This is a genomic window from Natrinema sp. SYSU A 869 (genome assembly GCF_019879105.1).
Classification (GTDB): Archaea; Halobacteriota; Halobacteria; order Halobacteriales; family Natrialbaceae; genus Natrinema.
Window position 1 is genome coordinate 669,486 of sequence record NZ_CP082247.1, and the last position, 17,283, is coordinate 686,768.

A 17,283-nucleotide genomic window follows, 5' to 3' on the forward strand; every position below is an offset into this window, starting at 1 on the left:
GAACGTCAGTCCGTGATGCAATCGCTCAGGTCGATCAATCTGAAGGAAGCGGAATCATCGTTATCGACGATCAACGCCGGCTTCTCGGAACCGCAACAAGCGGCCAACTCAGAGACGAGCTGTTGGAGGGCACCCCACCCACGGCACCGATTTTGTCCGCTATCGATGACGTATCTGAACAACCAATGAGTGAAGACCTATCTGTTGACGCGACGGCTGACATACCTGACGCCAAGATTCCCGTCGCAGCCAGCTCAGAGTCAACCACCGTCGAGACGGTGCTCATAGTCGGCGGCGCTGGATATATCGGCTCGGTGCTCTGTCGGCTGCTGCTTGAGGAGGGCTTCATGGTTCGCGTCCTTGATCCACTCATGTATGGCGACACCGGTATCGCAGATCTCACCGATCACGAGCGGTTTGAGCTCTACGAGGGCGACGCCCGCTCGATCGAAACGGTGCTCGAGGCAATTGAGGGGGTTGACGCCGTCGTCCATCTCGGTGAAATTGTCGGTGATCCGGCTACTGAACTCGATCCACGAAAAACGCTCGAGTACAATCTCCATTCAACGCAGTTGCTCGCCTCGATCTGTAAGTACCACCAGCTCAATCGGTTCGTGTTCGCCTCATCTTGCAGTGTTTATGGAAAGCACGAGAATGGGACTGGACGGTTAGCCGAGGACGACGACCTCAATCCGGTCTCGCTGTATGCGCAGATGAAAATCCAGTCCGAACGCATCCTTCGCGAGTTCGCGGACGAACGGTTCTCGCCGACAATGCTCCGTATGGCGACCGTGTACGGCTACTCACAGCGAATGCGATTTGATCTTGTCGGCAACATCCTTCCTGCAAAGGCTCACGAGCAGGGCACCATTCCCGTCTTCGGCGGTGACCAGTACCGACCGAATGTTCATGTTGAGGATGCCGCGCGGGCGTACATTGACTGCCTCACTGCACCACTCGAGGACGTCGCAGGCGAGGTGTTCAACGTCGGCTCGAACGAACAAAATTATCGGATTGACGAACTCGCAACAATCGTTTCGGACGTATTCCCCGATGCCAGCATCGAGTATCGCGAGGAGTTAACTGATGAGCGAAGCTATCGTGTTGAGTTCGACAAAATCCAGTCGACGCTCGACTTCGAACCCGAGCGATCCGTCCGTGATCACTGTCTCGAGTTGAAAGCGGCGTTCGAGAGCGATATGTTTCCGGACTACACTGCGACACGATTCAACAACCACACAACCCTCGAGAGCGCCCTTCCTTCGAGGAGACGGCTGCGGTGCTCGAGGAACACGATCTACCCGCCTTTGACAGCCGGAGCGAAGCGACTGCATCTCAAGAACTACGGACTGACACCACGTGACATCCTCCCGCGCCTAAAGACGCGGGCCTCCCACCCGGTGTTGGCCGGGCAGGTCAATCCTGACGGTTGGGAGTCTACGGTTTGCGACCGACGGCGCTGGCTCTGCCACGAAGCCGTTACTCCTACCGCGTTGACGGCTCGGAGGTGTCTTGTTTTGTGTCGGTCGGCGCGGTCGGCTCACTTGTTTGATTTCGGCTCGCACCGTGGCAAACACCGAGTCAACTGCCAGTTCTCCGCGCACAAGAGGAGTATAGTGCGGTCGAACAATCAAGCTTACGGCGCGTATTCACGGCCTGAAGGCCGGGTATTGCGCCTGTTCATCAGTATAATCCGCCCGTACTGGTACTTACCGGAATTGCAGCGCTAAGGCCCCTTCCTCGACGAGCGACCGAAGGGAGCGAATACAGCGTTCACGAGAGCAAAACGTCCTGCACAAGCTCTCGAACTACTACGCCCTCAACTACGACCTCGTGGCTGTGGGGGACTTGGATGCGAAGGGGTTGGTCAAACTACCGGGCAACTCCCGTAACAGGGCGGGGTGGCGGCGGGGATGTTCCTGCGGATGCTTGAATACAAATGCAAGCGCGAAGGGACGCACTTTTTGACATTCTCACCACGGCTAAACAGTAGTTGCTGATTCGATCAAGAAAGCCGCGGGGATTGAGGTCTCGTCTCAGCTCCGGCTTCGTGAAACCGTGCTCAGTACTATCCAGAGAGTGTAACAGCTGCCGAATCTTTCCGTCAGCCGTTGTTCTCTCAGTCTTGCCAGTACTGAGGGGCGTACTGACTCGAGCTAATGGCCCGAGTCAGTCGCCGAGACAACCGATATCCGTACGGTATTTGTCCGAGAAACGCCCGACGTGGCGTTACGAGCAGATTCGTCAATACCCACAGATTGTACAACGCGACAGCAAACAGAAAGTAAACGACCCCGGCGCCGAGGAGGCAACGGGGGCGCCAGCCGCCGGGACGGCTGCCAGTGGAAGGGACGAGAACCGATCTGCAGACCATCCGTGTACGACACGAGAAGACAATAATGGTATATGAGGGGGTTGAGAACGATGAAGCGAACTGAATATGGCAACCTGTGATAACTGCGACTCTCATGTTACGGCCCACTACAAGCGCGTCTTTACGGACAATCAGGGCACTCTGCATGCCTGTTCGAATTGTCAGTCTCAGAGCGAGATGCTCAACGGCGCTGGAGTCGGAGACTAGGGCTACAGGAGCCGTACCAGTGAGACTCTGCGCCACACAGAACGAGAACTATCGCTTGGGCATGGCCTGGTTGTATAGGTCGCTACTTCCTCACCCTACATCGATGATAGCACACTTCTCGCTTCGTCGACTGTCTTTTTGATCGCGAGACGCGACTTGGCGAACTCACTGTCGGCAAGATGCCCTCGAGGTCACCAACGAAGCGCTCGGTCCTGCTGGAGCCCTCGTCGATCCATGTATTCACTTTGAATTCGACGAAGATCCGGCCGGTTACGGTTTCCTCACCGATCGGGAGACACATCTTCGGCCGCTCGTTTGTAAGCGACTACATCTGCGTCGTACCCACCCGCGAGGACGACCGCGTTATGCCGACCCTCCTGACAGACATACTCGAGAGAAACCGCACTGAAGGCGACTGTGGCACCGTGGTCCAGTAATCGGCGCGTCGAACTATCGCCGAAAAAGGGACCGAATAGCTCCCCGTAGTCGATGTAGTCCAACGATATGTCGCGAGGTACCAGCCTCCGACCCCGACTCGGGATCGTCCCTCGTGTTGTCCCACCGCCATGCCGGAAGGTCGACGGGGAGGTTCGACGCGGCGACACCGGAAGTCACCCCAATTGAGGACGCCAGCACGGCGATTTGCAGTTCGAATCGACCGAATCCCAGCGAGTCGGACTGCAAGAGTGTCCACACCATTCCGGAAACGAACAGCACCACTCCGGTGACGATCAACCACTTGTCCGCGACGGACGAACCATCTTCCCGTTGCGTGAGTCGAATCACGACGACACCCGTGACGAAGTAGACGATGAACACCGCGAGGAGAGCTCCCGCGATTGACAGTGCCGCGAACGGGTTCCACGACGGCAGCGCCGACGTGAAACTGCCGAGCAGGTCGGTCGGAACGAGACCTGCGACGAACTGTACGAACGTCTGAAGCACCGCGGCAATCAGAGAGTCGATCTCCGCGAGGATCCGGACCGCGAGCCGAATCTCGCTGTCGAGGAGCTCCCGCGCGAGGTCACGAACGAGCCCGCTGCCGAGGAGTCTGGCGAGGAGAAAGAGGCCGAATGGCGGAATCACTCCCAATATGAAGACCCAGCGCACGACCCACGAAAGGACGCCGCTTCGGGGGGCGCGACGAACCAGACGATAATGGCGAGCGGAACGATTGCAAACGGCGATTCATGGAGGACGCTGAGCGTCGTTTCGAATATGGGCACGGAGCAGTGAACGCACTAAAACTGGACCGAGCGTATTGAGAACCTTTCGACTTCAGAAATGAGTGAACCGAGATGAAATTGGTCGGTTAGATATCATTACAGCCGGGAGCCTCCCAGAGGGGCACGCCACCGTCATGCATGTGTCTGACTGACGTTTTAGGGCCTGAGTGTGGACGCGATTGCCATGGCCACGTCAGGGTCGACACAGACCGGAACGGATACCGGATCACAGCCGACGGGCGACGATTCCCTCTCGATACGGACCACGACGAGCATGGTTCGTCTCGGTGCGCGGATACAGCCGTGGCTCGCGTATCTCTTGGCCACGTGCTGGCCGGGCGCCGGCCACTTCTATCGCCGCCAGTGGGCGCGTGGCTGCAGCTGGATAGCGCTGTACGGGGCTGCACTCGTGGTTCTTAGTTCCGGCATGCTCCTCGCTGCGGGCTCGGTTACCGACCCGCTCCTTGTCACCGCACTCCGCCTCGAGGCGGTCGACTTCGGCGACGTAGCCATGCCGCTCGCAATCCTCGTTCTCAGTGTGGTCGATCTGTATGCGCTCACGACACTCGAGGAATGGAGTTGACATCCTCCCCGCCCTGAAGGGCGAGGATTCCCGACCGCGTTGGGATATTATGGTTCGCGGTTAGAAGCCTGTTCTCGTGGGGCGAAACAGCCCTCACTACGGTCGAACAGGTGAACCGCTGGCTGTGCCAACCAGCCGTTATCCCTATCACCGCCATCCGTGGCGAGACTCGGGAGTACCTTTTGCCGAATGTTCTCCGCGCCGTTCACGTCCGCGTTCGCAACTGTATCGCATTTCTCACACACGTACAACCCGCGTTCAACGCGCTGATTGTCGTCTGTGTGGCCGCACGCCGAACACGACTTCGACGTACCGCGTTCCGACACCAACTCCATGTTGATGCCTTCCGCTTCCGTCTTGTAGTTGAGAAGCGTCGTGAAGCGGTCGAACGCCCAGCCGTGTAAGTCGAGGTTGCCGTGGTCGCCCCAATTCCGAGGTTCGCCGTTCTCGTCATCTTCTCGGATACCGCCGAGGTCGCCAACGACAAGCGTCCCGACACCTCGTTCGACACACTCCTCGACAATCGCTTTCGAGAGTGCGTGCAAGAAGTGCGTCCGACGACCCGTCCGCTTCCGGTCAAGGCGGATAGTCTCGCGGGACGAAGAATCGTCGCACTTGGCTTTCATCTTAGTGAAGTAGTATTCGTCCTCTTTGAGTGCGCCACCGGGGTACAACAGGGATTCACCGCCGAACGAGACAGCGGCGAAGTTGCAAATCCCGAGGTCAACACCAGCCACTTCGTTGCCCGGCGGTTCCGGGTCGATAGTGGTGCGACAGACGAATTGAAGCCGCCATTCGTCGCGCTTATAGACGGTGCGAACCTGTTGAATGTCCCACTCGGTCAGGTCAACATCGGGACGAGTCTGGTACTCACAGAGGATGAAGTCTGAACGGTGTTCTTTGAGGTTGCGTCCTTTCGATAGACGAACACGGGTAAACTGTGCGTCGTGCTTGAAGCCAGCCGCTTTGAACGACACGGTAGAACGTGGGTGGGAGTCTCCGTTTTTGCGGTAGCCGGGCGGTCGGGCACGGTCGTCGCCGTTCCGACGCTTGCCGAACCATCCGTTGAACGCTTCAGCGAGTTCTTCGAGAACGCGCTGACTGGATTGAGAATGTAAGTCCGTGTAGCGTTCGTGGCCTTTGAGTTCCCCGTCATCGGGAATCTCGCCCGTTTCGTCCCACTGTTCTTGTGCGTAGTAGCGACCGACGTTCCAGAGTTTTGAGGCGGCCCACCCGAGTTGGTCGAGGTCGTCACGAACCTGTCACTGGTTCGTGATGGTGGCCTCGAAGGTTCGGATGGTTCGACTCATTTCTGGCTCCATAACTGGTTATGAACAGTGTTTTCTTAATAGTGTCGGTTGGCGTGGAATATCCGGCCGTGTAGTCAGCGGGGGTTGGCGTCATACAGTGACGGCGCGTATCCCCGCCCTAAAGGGCGCGGTTTTGCGCCTGTTCATCCCATAACGAGTACGCCGATCCTGCCAAACATAGGCACACTTTTCGGAGGTCAATGAAGTCGAATCGTTTACCGTCCTCCACTCTCGTGACCACATATGCACGACCAACACGTTCTCATCACCGGCGGCGCAGGATTCATTGGCTCACACCTGACCGAGCGATTGCTCGCAAACGGGGCCACCGTCACGGTTATCGACAACCTCTCGAACGGCCGCGAGGAGTGGGTCCCCGACGACGCAACCCTTATCGAGCGCGATCTCACCGACCCCAATGCGCTCGAGGGAGTCCTCACGAGCGACGTCGATCGTGTCTTCCACCTCGCAGCGTCGAAAGCCGTGAACAGCGACCGCCCGCGGGCGCAGTTCGAAGCGAACACACAGATGACTTACAACGTGCTCGAGACCATGCAGGACGTCGGCGTCTCGGAGCTCGCTTATACCTCGACGTCGACGGTGTACGGGGAAGCGCCGCGGCCGACCCCCGAAGATTACGCGCCCCTCGAGCCGATCAGCGTGTATGGTGCGAGTAAGCTCGCTGATGAAGGTCTCTGTTCGACATATGCGCACTCCCACGACCTGACCGTCCGCACGTTCCGCTTTGCAAACATCGTCGGCTCACGGCTGCACGGGGCAGTGATCCCTGACTTTATCGAGAAACTCCACGAGAACCCGGACAGACTGACCATCCTCGGGAACGGTCGTCAGGAGAAGTCGTATATGCACATCGAGGACTGTCTCGATGCGATGTTGACCGTCCTCGAGCGTGCCGATGGCTCACTCGCCACCTACAATCTCGGCACGCGGACGACGACCTCCGTGACCCGCATCGCCGATATCGTCAGTGAGGAGTTAGACCTCGCTCCCGACTACGAGTATACAGGCGGCGACCGGGGCTGGACCGGCGACGTACCGAAGATGCGCCTCTCGATCGAGAAACTCGACGCGCTCGGCTGGGGGCCACAGTACACCAGCGATACAGCGGTCCGCAAAGCGACACGTGACCTGCTTGCAGAGGGCGTGGCGGACTGAGTCGCACAAGCCTGGCGGCGACAGGAGCAGGAACAGCGGCCGGCGACAGCGGCAAGCGTATGAGCCAGGTTGTGGCAGCCGCAGCAGGTTGCGCGTCGTGATACACGCACCCGTGGTACCTCTCAAGTTGGCGAAGCGGCCGCCACCGAACGCCCCAGTGCTGGATCCAAACGACAACCGCGTTCGAGGTCGCCTTCTAAGATTGGTTGACTAACAAGACCCGCATACGCGGCTTATCGCGGATGGCACGTCTAGGGCCCGCTCGTGATGGGGATCGGTCGAGAAGGTTCCGCGAACGGCGAACCGACGGTGGTAGCGAACTGGAGCTGGTCGGTGCTGAGCCAGTCACAGAGACAACTGATGGGCACAGAGTCTGGAAGCGGACCCCATCCCACCGACAGCCATAGGTCCGATTCGTCGGCCAACTGGCAGCCGTACTGCTCCTTGATTAAATCACAGACGGGCGACATTTGGAACTCTCGTGCGATCCCCGTCATCGAATTACTTTCTCGCAGTAACCGAATTTCGGCCTGTTATGGGATTTTATCCATTCAAATCATATATCGTTCCCACACACTTCACAGATATCAGATTGCCATTCTACTGTTTTTACTACTACTCGCTGCACCTCACAGTGAGAACAGAACGTCTGTTCTCTTTGGTTCTCCCCTCCCATATTTCCCCTTTTAGAAATATTTCTGCCTCCTCTATTAATAAGTATATGGAATGAGGTTCATAATTGTAGTTATTAATTGTTTTTGGATATTATTCATGCTTTTATTGGTGAGGATGTTTTCTACTAGATATATGTCGAATTAATCGCCGAACGTGACAGAATCACACCTATATTCCACAATTTAATTCACCAGACGTTTAGAGGAACCACCTCCCTCAGCCCATCATCTCAATTTTTGAAAGTTTCTCACCGAGACATCATTATAGTACGGTTGATCAGGGAATAGATTACCACCATCAGTGTTGATTATAAAAAAGTATACCATGCTAGGTGTTCGGTATCGTATTACCTAGGACTTATTAGCCAATGTAAATATTGGATAATTACAATGCAACAACAAAGATCCGAGACCGTCGTTCATCCGGTGATCGACGCACTAGAGGGACGGACCTGTTCGTTCTGCGAGAAGGGCAAACTCGTTCAAGACATCTACAAGGGGAATGATGCCGTCATTTGCGATGTATGTGCCACACCTAGCGCACAGCTCTGGTAAGCGGCTCGCATCTCAATCGCGTTCTCGATGTTTGCCGCAGTACGCACCGAATCTGTGCAACGCACCTCTTTGAACAGTGCTTGCTGCAAACAGGCGCGGCTGAGTCGGTCGACAATACGACCGTTGTCTTGGATCGAATAGAGAGTCCTATCGCGCGCTATCGGCTGGTGGACGGTCCAGACAAACGGAAGGGTTCAGTCCTCAATCGTAAGCGACAGAATCTGGACTTTGCTTCGACTGAGTACTGACTATGATTTCGGACGCACCCATCTGGTAACCTGTCCGCGAGTGATCGTCGCAAAATCGAACGCGCACCGCAGCCACTACCGATTGACTGCGCTTAGGAAGAACGACGAAAACACCGTCTGGAGTCCGATGATGATCGCCGTAAACGCGACGAGCGACCCCATCGTGAACTCGAGCGTCGAGAACCCGTTCAGAATCCACTGATAGACCAGAATTCCCGCGTACGCACCACCGAGACCGAACACTGCGAGTCCGGCCGTCGCGCCGTGCTCGAGAGACAGCGATCCCGTCACGCGCTCCGTGATCGGATCCTCGGGTTTCTGGATCGGATCGCTCGTTACGGCGGCGAAGACCCCGAGGCTGCCAATCTGATAACCGACAATGGTCAGCAGACTCCCGGCGATCATCGAGTGGATCCCGAGGCTCACACTGCCGACCGATATCCCGGTATACGCAAGGCCCATTACGGCGAGTCCGACGAGACATAATAGGAGTCCCGGTGCCGAAAACAGGTAGCCCGGCGCGTTCACGAGCATGAACCGTACGTGCCGCCAGCCATCTTTGAAGCTCTCGAGGGTTTCCTCACCCTCCCGCTCGTGGTAGATGATGGGGGTTTCGACGATCGTGAGATCTTTCGCGCCGGCCTCCATGATCATCTCGCTGGCGAACTCCATGCCGGTCGTCTCGAGGCCCATCGTCTCATAGGCCTCCTTCGTGAAGATCCGGAAGCCGCTGTGGGCGTCGCTGACCCCGGCCCCGTAGAAGGCGTTCAGGAATTTCGTCAGGAGCGGATTCCCGATATACTGATGAAGCGACGGCATTGCGCCGGGTTTGATTTCGCCCTCGAGCCGACTCCCCATCACCATATCGGCGTCCTCGTCGCGGAGATGAGCCAGTAGGCGTGGGATCTGTTCGAAATCGTAGGTCGTGTCGGCGTCACCCATGACCACATAGTCTCCGCGGGCACGATCGAATGCGTATCGGTAGGCGTAGCCATACCCTGGTTGGTCGGGTTCGTAGATAATCGCACCCATCTCCTGCCCGATCTCAGGCGTGCGATCGGTCGAACTATCACTCAGGATAATCTCGGCAGTCAGACCGAGAGAAGCGATTGCCGTCTTCGCCCGCTCGATACATTCGGCAATGCCTGCCTCTTCGTTGAGCGTCGGCATCACGATGCTCAGCGTCGGCATCTGCTCGCTGTCCGGCCCAACAAGCAGGTTATCAGCCTCATGGTGGCTTGTCGTTTCGTGGTCGGTTTCTTGCTCGAGTCCGCCCTCGAGTGATTCTGATGTTGATTCGGCTTCCGTCGGATACGTCTGGTCTCTTCCTTCAGATCTCTTCATGATGGTCAGTCGTGGTGCCGCCCTCGTACTGCGGACCCAAGACGGCGAGGTCTGCTGGTGTCACACCATCTGCCGCTCATTGCGCCGAACCGCAGAGTTGTCGACTAGGATAGCTTACCGAAACTAGTTCCATAAGCGTTCGGTATTAGGCTAATACAATACCTTTTACTAGAAGGGAATGAATACTCATTTTATTATCTAATTATGTATGTGGGAGAACATAAGTGGGGGATTCTGAGTGTATCCCCGAGTGGAACGACGCTACTGAGAGCGGAGGCACACTTGATATGACCCAGTCTTAGCGATGTGCGCCTGCCGTGAAACACTCATGCGCTTCGGCAGACAGAAAGACATGCGTCCCAACATGCCGCCCGTACTACTGTCAACAATTCCTGCAAGTGACATCTCTACGTTGGCTCATCATCGTGACCAACGTACCCTTGCCGTGTATTGGCCGGGCAGTCATTGATGGAATGTACGCAAATTACAGCTTAAACCGTCGCACTTTCCTGATCCTGAAATGAGCAGCCTGTCATATAATATCGTATGAGTAGCGGCTCGTCACTGCTGGAATTACCGTCTGTTCGACATCGGGAACACGTTAGCGACATAGTGAACAGTGGGCTGACGCCAGTACAAGAGGAGCAAGTCATGGCTCGGAGACGGTCACCCAGAGATGAACGGAGTACTCTGTATCTTCCATCGAGGGCTCGGACGGCACATCACTGTCGGGGAAGAGCAACCAGACGATGCGCTGGTTCTCGCCGGTCATCGTGGGCTCGAGATCGTACGTCTGGAGCCCGCTCTCGTTGTGTGCGATCGTGGTGCTGAACCGATCGAGTTCACGTTGCTCGCGAACGATCGTTTCGTTGGCTGTCGCGTTACTGTCTCCGTCGCTATTCGCCGTCTCGTTCGCAACCACCTCGACCTCCTGTTCGAGGACCACCACCGTGTACTCCGTCGTCTGCTGTTCGTGGTTGTCGATGCCGACGATCAGTTCCTGACTCTCGCCTTGGACGAACTCGGTCGGGTAGTCGTCGGCGACGAGTTCGCCGTCGTCGTCTTCGGTCAACAGATAGATCGCCGAGAACTGCTCGCCGTCAGGCGGGATCATCACTGCGTACCAGACACTCCCGGCGGCGAGTATGACTGATGCTACAAGCAGGACGTTCAACGCGGCATCCGCACGCGTATCCGGCTCGAGTAACTCCGCGCGGCCGGCAGCGTACCACGTTCGGTAGGGGACCTGAAATCGATCTTCGACGGGCAGTTCCCGTCGGCGGCTGGCTGCCACGGCCGTCGCAATGAGCGTGAAGCCGCTCACCGACACTGCGATCGGTACCAGTCGAATTCCCCAAGGAGTGAAGTTCAATACGAGTCCGATTAGGGGAACGACGGCAATACTCAGCCCAAAGGAGAGCGCGACTCGCTCAAGGCCGTCGATCCCGTCCTGGGCTGCAAGCGAGTCGTACCAGCCGTCCGTATCCGAGTCATCGGCCATCATATCGCTGTCGGCTGGTGAGCCGGCAGTCGATGCGGGCGAGTCGGCAGCCTCAGGAAACAGTGCCGCGATAAACGCATAGCCTGGAACGAAGAGGACGAATGCGAGTCCGAGCGGTACCCGGAGCGGCGTCTCTCGAATCATGGGTGCCAGCGCGGACACGTTTGTCACGACGACGAGTACGACGATAGCAGCGAGATCGGCCGGCAGTTTCCTCACTGGTCGTGGCAGCAAGAGCCACAACGAACGGAACGCAACCATTCAGCTACTAGTATCGACGACAGTAATAAAAACGATCCGATAGGCGCCTGATCCGACAACGTAGCCCTAGTTCGAGTTATTAGTGCTCCCGGTATCAATTTTCGTACTAGGATAACTCCCCTCATTATACAAAATTAAGGGCTATCGGCCGCGAGAATTCCTTCCATGATTTGGATTTCCTCGGCCTCTGAAATCTGTTCGGACTGAAAGCAAACACGGATCACCTTGTGAGCGAGCTCCGGATCGACGGCATGGTCACTCGCGAGTTGCTGCTCAAGTGAATCGATCCGTGCAGTGAGTGCGGTAAGCTCTGCATCTGATTGCGCCTGCGGAGTCGACTGCATGTCGGTGGCACTTGCCATCTGACCCGTCTGTTCCTTGGGAGTCGCATCCATCTCTTTGCAGTCGGCAGTGCTCGATGCGCCGTCTGCTCGCGGAGTCGGGGTTACGGAGCGGTCCACACTTGGCGTTGCGTCCGCTGTCTCGAGATTGTCATCGATGTCCCCGGTGGCGTCGGGCTGGGCGTTGCCACCGTCTCCGAGCGCGGTGTCTGGGCGCTCCGTACTCGTCTCGGGTGTGTCCGTAGCCGCGCAGTCAGCAGTTGTGCTGGCCTCCACGTTTGCGTCGACCGCACTATCGTCGCAGGTCACGGCATCGCTATCTCCGCCGTTAGGCTCGTTAGACTGATCATTGTCCGCATCTACCTCACCGTCCGTCTGTGTCTCCTCGAGATCCGTTTCCGCTCGGTTGAAGAACTGCTTGACGAACGTCTGCCGGTCGGCCCAGTCGAACCCGGCAATCCCGTTGACCCGCTGGCTGATCGTCGCGCTGCTCACGCCAAGCGACTCGGCGAGGACAGCCTGTGTCGCGTGCGGATGGTCGCGGATCTCGCGGAGCGTCTCCAGTTGTGTCTCGGTGATATCGGCCGGGGCGACTATCGACTCGTCGGTACCGGTAGTGTGGTGACTCATAGCTGACTCGTCGAACAGTGAATCATCAACTGCATCCGCTGCCGTCTCGTCGTCGGCTGCAGTCGGTTCCGCATCCTCAACCGTTGCCTCGTCTGCTTCGATAGTCCCTGGATCTCCGTACTCATCGAGTACCTGCTCAACGAGTGACGTCGTCGCACCGGTGACACGGTCAGCGATCGCTGCCATCGATTCCTCCGGGCGTGATTCTGCGATTTCGAGGATCCGCTTATGAACGACTGCTCGCGGAACGGTCGATTTGTGATCGGTACCCCGTTTTGTAGTAGTTGCTTGTATATCACTCATACACCTTCCGTCTCGTGAGATATTACTTCACCATCTGCTGACTTGTAGCTTTTCCAGAGATATGATAACTATCACCATTCAGCAACCTCTATATCAGAGAATAGAACAAACCGAAATGAGCCGTTCGAACGGACCGTCAATCGTCCATGTGAACATCATCGTCGTCACAAACTATTGTACTGCTTCGAGGACGTCCGCAGTTTCGTCAGACAAATCGTCACCGCATTGAAAGCGGCACGTTCGTACCAGCTTTCCAGATCAGCCGAGATTAATGTGTCCGATTTCTGATGTCACGATGGAGCACCGATCTCGGCTGTGCTCAACACAAACGTGAGTACGCACTGCAAAAGAGCAATGTAAACCGAGATTGCCGTTCGTTCGAGGGAACGACTCGCTGCAGTGTGTTTTACGACAATTCGTGGTGAGGCGGCACCTTGTTTTACATTCCCTACTAGTGGCATGTAATTGTATTCAGGGTGCAGTAGGAGGGGCAAAACAATGATCGGCCGCCGAGAGTCCCTGTCTAAGACAGTAGTATGGCACATGATCCACCGCCGAGCACAGACGACCGAACACTGGCGACCACCAATAAACACACTCAAGCGGTCGCCACACCACCAGTTACTGTCCACTGTTCGGGAGTGACTCACGAGTACGGCGACAATCCCTCCAGACTTCGATCCGTCTCATCGCGAACGGTAACCGCGCTCGAAGACGTCTCATTCGAGATTCGTGCCGGCGAGGTTGTCGGCCTCGTTGGTCCGAGCGGGAGCGGTAAATCGACGGTACTCCACGTCGTTGGAGGACTACTCGAGCCGAGCAAGGGAACCGTCGACGTACTCGATACGGATCTCACAACACTCTCTTCGTCCCAGCGAACGCGACTGCGCCGCGATCATGTTGGGCTCGTCTTCCAACAGTTCCACCTCCTCTCGTCGCTGTCAGCTCGAGATAACGTCGCCCTTCCACTGGTTGAACGCGGGGTAGCACGACGCGAACGGCAGCAACGGGCTACCGAGTTACTCGAGCAGGTTGGTCTCGACGATCGTATGACCCACCGACCGGGCGAACTCAGTGGCGGAGAACAACAGCGCGTCGCGATTGCGCGGGCGCTAGTGACCGATCCCGAGATCGTCCTCGCCGACGAGCCGACGGGCGAACTCGACACGGAAACTGGCGAACAGGTGCTTGAACTCCTCGTGGATATCGCGGACGATCAGACGGTACTCGTGGCGACCCACGACGAACGCGCAATCGAGGTAACGGATCGCGTCCTCCGACTGCTTGATGGGGTAGTGACGGTCGATGAGAGACGATAACGGCTCCTTCATCTATGGCTGATGAGACACCGAATCGAGATCGATGGCTGCCTCGAGGTCGGCGATTTCGGCGGTGGATCGGGCTCCTCCGGGTTGCTGTCGGCCGGCTGGTGTCGCAACTGCGACGGATACCGAGACAGACAGCAGTAACGGTTTCTCTCGTCGCGCTCACGATTGCGCTGTTGGTCCTCGTAACAGGGATTTCGGCAGGTCTCGCGACAGATTCGACGGCCGATGACGAAGCCGATGTCCGTGTGCTACCCGAGGGAGGCGGCACGCTCTCGTCGGTCGTCGATGTCGAAAGTGCACGACTCGGCAACGTCCACGAAACGACGGCGACGGTCGATGACCGTGACGGCATTTCGTACGCGACACCCGTACTCACGGAGGCCGTCCAGGTCCAATCCGAGGGAAGTGACGAACCTGAAACCGTACTCGCACTGGGCGTCGTCCCGCCGGATGAACCGACGACGATCGAGGATATTTCGACATCCTCACTCGAGCCAGGAGATCCCCACTTCGCAAACGGCTCCTATGACGGTCCACGAACGGGAGAGGTTGTACTGACGGACGCTGCAGCGGATGGGATCAACGCGTCGGCTGGCGACAACCTCAAGATCAGGAGACCGACTCCCACTGGAGCACTCCAGTTGGAAAATGATAATCAATCTCCAGAATATACCGCGACTGCCGTCGAAGACACGGAAATCGATGGCCTGACAGGCGAACTCCCACTCGTCGTGCTCCATTTGAGCGAACTGCAGTCTATTACGGGTGCCAACGACGATGATCTCGCCGATCAAGTGCTCGTGAATGCCGAGTCAGACACGTCGATGAGCGCTGCTGAATCGGCCGCCGAGAACGCGTATCCGAACGCGACGATTCAATCCGGCGGAGAGAGTGAATTCACATCGATCCGAAGCGACGATTTCGCGCTCGCGACGAGTCTTGTTGCACTGGTCGTCACAGTCGTGATCTGCTCGCTGTTCGTCGCAACCTCCTCAGCACTGACGATCGATCAGGATCGGCAAACGATCGCTGTACTCGCGGCTGTCGGCTTCTCGGTCCGGTCGCGACTAGCCATCGTCGCGATCACGACGCTTAGCCTGACGCTTGTCGGTGCGGTTGCTGGCGTCGTCCTCGGCATTCTCGGCGTTTCGATCACGAACTACGCGGCTACGGCAACTGTCGCACCGGAACCGATCGCAACGCTCCGTCCAGTGGTTGTCCCCTACGCGATTGCGGTCGCATTGGTCGCAGGTATCCTCGCGCTTCCGTACCCGCTCTATCTCGTCGCGCGAACAAATGTTGTCTCCGAACTGAGTCGATAACATGAGCCGATTACTCACGAAAGGACGCGCTGTTGCACGGCTCGCGGTCAGTCAGATATGCCACGAACGCGGACGGACCGTACTCGTTGTTCTCGCGATCGCACTGGCCGTCCTCGCCGTTACGCTCCTGTCAAGTCTCGGACTGGGCGTCATGCAGACCGGTGAGGAGCGATTCGACCGGGCTGGACAGGACGTTTGGATCTCGGGGGACTCCGTTGAATTGACAGCAACCGGTAGCCTCGAGAATCCGATTACGGACTCCCACCGACTTGCTACCGACCTCAACCAACGCGACGATGTTGAGACAGCGTCACCGCTGGCGTTTCATTCTGTTTACGTCGGGACGAAACCGGACAACACCGAACTCGTAACTGGGGTCGGCGTTCCCGGTACTGGGAGCGACAATACCGCTGATGGCGACGGGTTCTCGGGAGGCGACAGCCACTATGCTAACGGCAGTTACGACGGACCGATGAGCCAGGAAATCGTTATCGATCCGCAGACAGCCGAACTGTTCGATGTGGGTGTTGGGGACACGATCTACGTCGGAACGAGTCGGGTGAGCGCTCCGGAACGTGAGTTCGAGATCGTCGGGATTTCGTCAGAGTACTCGCAGTTCCTCGGTACGTCCACGGTGACGATGCCGATCAGCGAGTTACAGGAACTCGCCGGTACCACCGGGACTGATCGAGCAACGTTTGTGACCGTTACTACGGTAGATGGTGCCGATCGAGAGACCGTAAGTGAAGATATTCAACAATCGTATCCGGGGTACAACGTGCGGACGAGCGAAGAACAGTTCGAGTCGATGCTGAACGAGTATCTGCTGGTACTCGCTAGCGGGGCGACGCTCGTCGTGTTAGCGCTGGTAGCCGGAATCGCGTTGACAACGAATACCCTCGTTCTCGTGGCCGTCCAACAGCGCGACGAACTCGCAGCCCTTCGGGCGCTCGGCCTCTCGCGCGGCCTGATCGCGGGCGTTATCGGCGGCCAGGGATTCACGCTCGGGGTGCTTGGTGGGATCCTCGGACTCCTCTCAACACCGCTGTTCGCATTTATACTCAACCACATAGCCACCTCATTCGTTGGCTTCGAGAACCTGTTGCGAACACCGCCGATTATCTATGCAACCGGCCTCCTAATCGCAGTCGCCATCGGGACACTCGGTGCCGTCATCGCCGGCTGGCGGGCAGCTCGATATGCCCGTGTTGATAACCTCTACGCCTAGAAGAGACTAAATGCCTTCAGCTCGACCTCGAGTCAGTGTACGAACGACACATCTTTGCGGATACGCCTGAAATCTCGGGACAATGTGGCCCTGGGGACACCTCGCTGTCGCATACTTGGTTTATACGGTCTACTGCCACCACCGAACCAGTCGGTCACCAAGAGTGCTTCCGGTGGTCGTCCTAGCGATTGGATCGCAGTTTCCCGATCTGATCGATAAACCATTTGCGTGGTCACTCGAGATCCTACCCGGCGGCCGGACACTCACTCATTCGGTGTTCGTCGCCGCACTGCTCCTCCCAGTGGTCTATAGGGTTTCCCTCCGTCTCGAGCGACCTGCTCTTGGGATAGCATTTGCCATCGGGCATGTATCACACCTAGTGGCTGACATTCCACCGTCTGCAATCGTCGTTCGAGATCTCTCAGCAACGACCTTCTTGTTCTGGCCGGTCCTCGAACCACCGGCATACGAAACGGTCGACGGCATTCTGGCTGGCTTCCTTCGGTACTCGATGGGGTGGTACGAGTGGGCCCAGTTTGGACTCGTCCTTATTGCACTCGTCACCTGGCACCATGATGGGAGACCTGGCCTTGACTACGTTCGACGTGGCCTCGAGCGAGCCGTCCGAAAGAACGGAGCGTCTGATCGGTAACACACTTCCCGCACCGAAGC

General features: G+C 57.3%; 12 protein-coding genes and 2 pseudogenes. 9 read left to right on the top strand and 5 right to left on the bottom strand.

Annotated features, from left to right (window positions below; all coding sequences use genetic code 11):
• The first annotated feature begins 185 nt into the window (after window positions 1-185).
• Together K6I40_RS03065 and K6I40_RS27770 are read left to right on the top strand one after the other, a co-directional pair.
• Window positions 186-1,730 carry an SDR family oxidoreductase gene (locus K6I40_RS03065; protein ID WP_255681352.1) on the top strand — a complete coding sequence of 515 codons (1,545 nt, stop codon included), beginning with the start codon at window positions 186-188 and terminating at the stop codon, window positions 1,728-1,730.
• A 40-nt stretch (window positions 1,731-1,770) separates the two neighbouring features.
• Window positions 1,771-1,967 (top strand): annotated as a pseudogene (locus tag K6I40_RS27770) (RNA-guided endonuclease TnpB family protein); the annotation flags it as partial.
• A 1,064-nt stretch (window positions 1,968-3,031) separates the two neighbouring features.
• On the opposite strand, the gene K6I40_RS03070 reads toward K6I40_RS27770, so the two are convergent.
• Window positions 3,032-3,673, bottom strand: a complete 642-nt coding sequence (locus K6I40_RS03070) for a hypothetical protein (RefSeq protein ID WP_255681353.1) — start codon at window positions 3,671-3,673, stop codon at window positions 3,032-3,034.
• A gap of 318 nt (window positions 3,674-3,991) precedes the next feature.
• Between K6I40_RS03070 and K6I40_RS03075 the strand changes: the two genes are divergently transcribed.
• Complete coding sequence (locus K6I40_RS03075; RefSeq protein WP_345779358.1) at window positions 3,992-4,390, top strand: hypothetical protein; 399 nt, start codon at window positions 3,992-3,994, stop codon at window positions 4,388-4,390.
• Between the two features lie 47 nt (window positions 4,391-4,437).
• Here the strand turns inward: K6I40_RS03075 and K6I40_RS03080 are convergent.
• Window positions 4,438-5,700, bottom strand: a pseudogene (locus tag K6I40_RS03080) (transposase).
• A gap of 243 nt (window positions 5,701-5,943) precedes the next feature.
• Here K6I40_RS03080 and K6I40_RS03085 point away from each other — a divergent pair.
• On the top strand, window positions 5,944-6,876 hold the full coding sequence (locus K6I40_RS03085; RefSeq protein ID WP_222912801.1) for an NAD-dependent epimerase/dehydratase family protein: 933 nt from the start codon (window positions 5,944-5,946) through the stop codon (window positions 6,874-6,876).
• Window positions 6,877-7,940: 1,064 nt separating this feature from the next.
• On the top strand, window positions 7,941-8,105 hold the full coding sequence (locus tag K6I40_RS03090) for an HVO_A0556 family zinc finger protein (RefSeq protein WP_222912802.1): 165 nt from the start codon (window positions 7,941-7,943) through the stop codon (window positions 8,103-8,105).
• Between the two features lie 323 nt (window positions 8,106-8,428).
• Here the strand turns inward: K6I40_RS03090 and K6I40_RS03095 are convergent, their stop codons facing one another.
• The 3 genes from K6I40_RS03095 to K6I40_RS03105 form a co-directional block, all read right to left on the bottom strand.
• Window positions 8,429-9,697, bottom strand: coding sequence for a glycosyltransferase (locus K6I40_RS03095; RefSeq protein ID WP_222912803.1), 1,269 nt, complete (start codon window positions 9,695-9,697; stop codon window positions 8,429-8,431).
• 649 nt (window positions 9,698-10,346) lie between these two features.
• Window positions 10,347-11,459 carry a DUF1616 domain-containing protein gene (locus K6I40_RS03100; protein ID WP_222912804.1) on the bottom strand — a complete coding sequence of 371 codons (1,113 nt, stop codon included), beginning with the start codon at window positions 11,457-11,459 and terminating at the stop codon, window positions 10,347-10,349.
• Window positions 11,460-11,593: 134 nt separating this feature from the next.
• Window positions 11,594-12,733 carry a winged helix-turn-helix transcriptional regulator gene (locus K6I40_RS03105; protein ID WP_222912805.1) on the bottom strand — a complete coding sequence of 380 codons (1,140 nt, stop codon included), beginning with the start codon at window positions 12,731-12,733 and terminating at the stop codon, window positions 11,594-11,596.
• Window positions 12,734-13,269: 536 nt separating this feature from the next.
• Between K6I40_RS03105 and K6I40_RS03110 the strand changes: the two genes are divergently transcribed.
• From K6I40_RS03110 to K6I40_RS03125, 4 genes are all read left to right on the top strand, one after another.
• Complete coding sequence (locus tag K6I40_RS03110; protein WP_222912806.1) at window positions 13,270-14,052, top strand: ABC transporter ATP-binding protein; 783 nt, start codon at window positions 13,270-13,272, stop codon at window positions 14,050-14,052.
• 182 nt (window positions 14,053-14,234) lie between these two features.
• Window positions 14,235-15,383, top strand: a complete 1,149-nt coding sequence (locus K6I40_RS03115) for an ABC transporter permease (protein WP_255681354.1) — start codon at window positions 14,235-14,237, stop codon at window positions 15,381-15,383.
• Between the two features lies 1 nt (window position 15,384).
• Window positions 15,385-16,611, top strand: coding sequence for an ABC transporter permease (locus K6I40_RS03120; RefSeq protein ID WP_222912808.1), 1,227 nt, complete (start codon window positions 15,385-15,387; stop codon window positions 16,609-16,611).
• A gap of 82 nt (window positions 16,612-16,693) precedes the next feature.
• A complete protein-coding gene (locus tag K6I40_RS03125) occupies window positions 16,694-17,263 on the top strand; it encodes a metal-dependent hydrolase (protein WP_222912809.1) in 570 nt (189 codons plus the stop codon).
• Window positions 17,264-17,283: the final 20 nt, after the last annotated feature.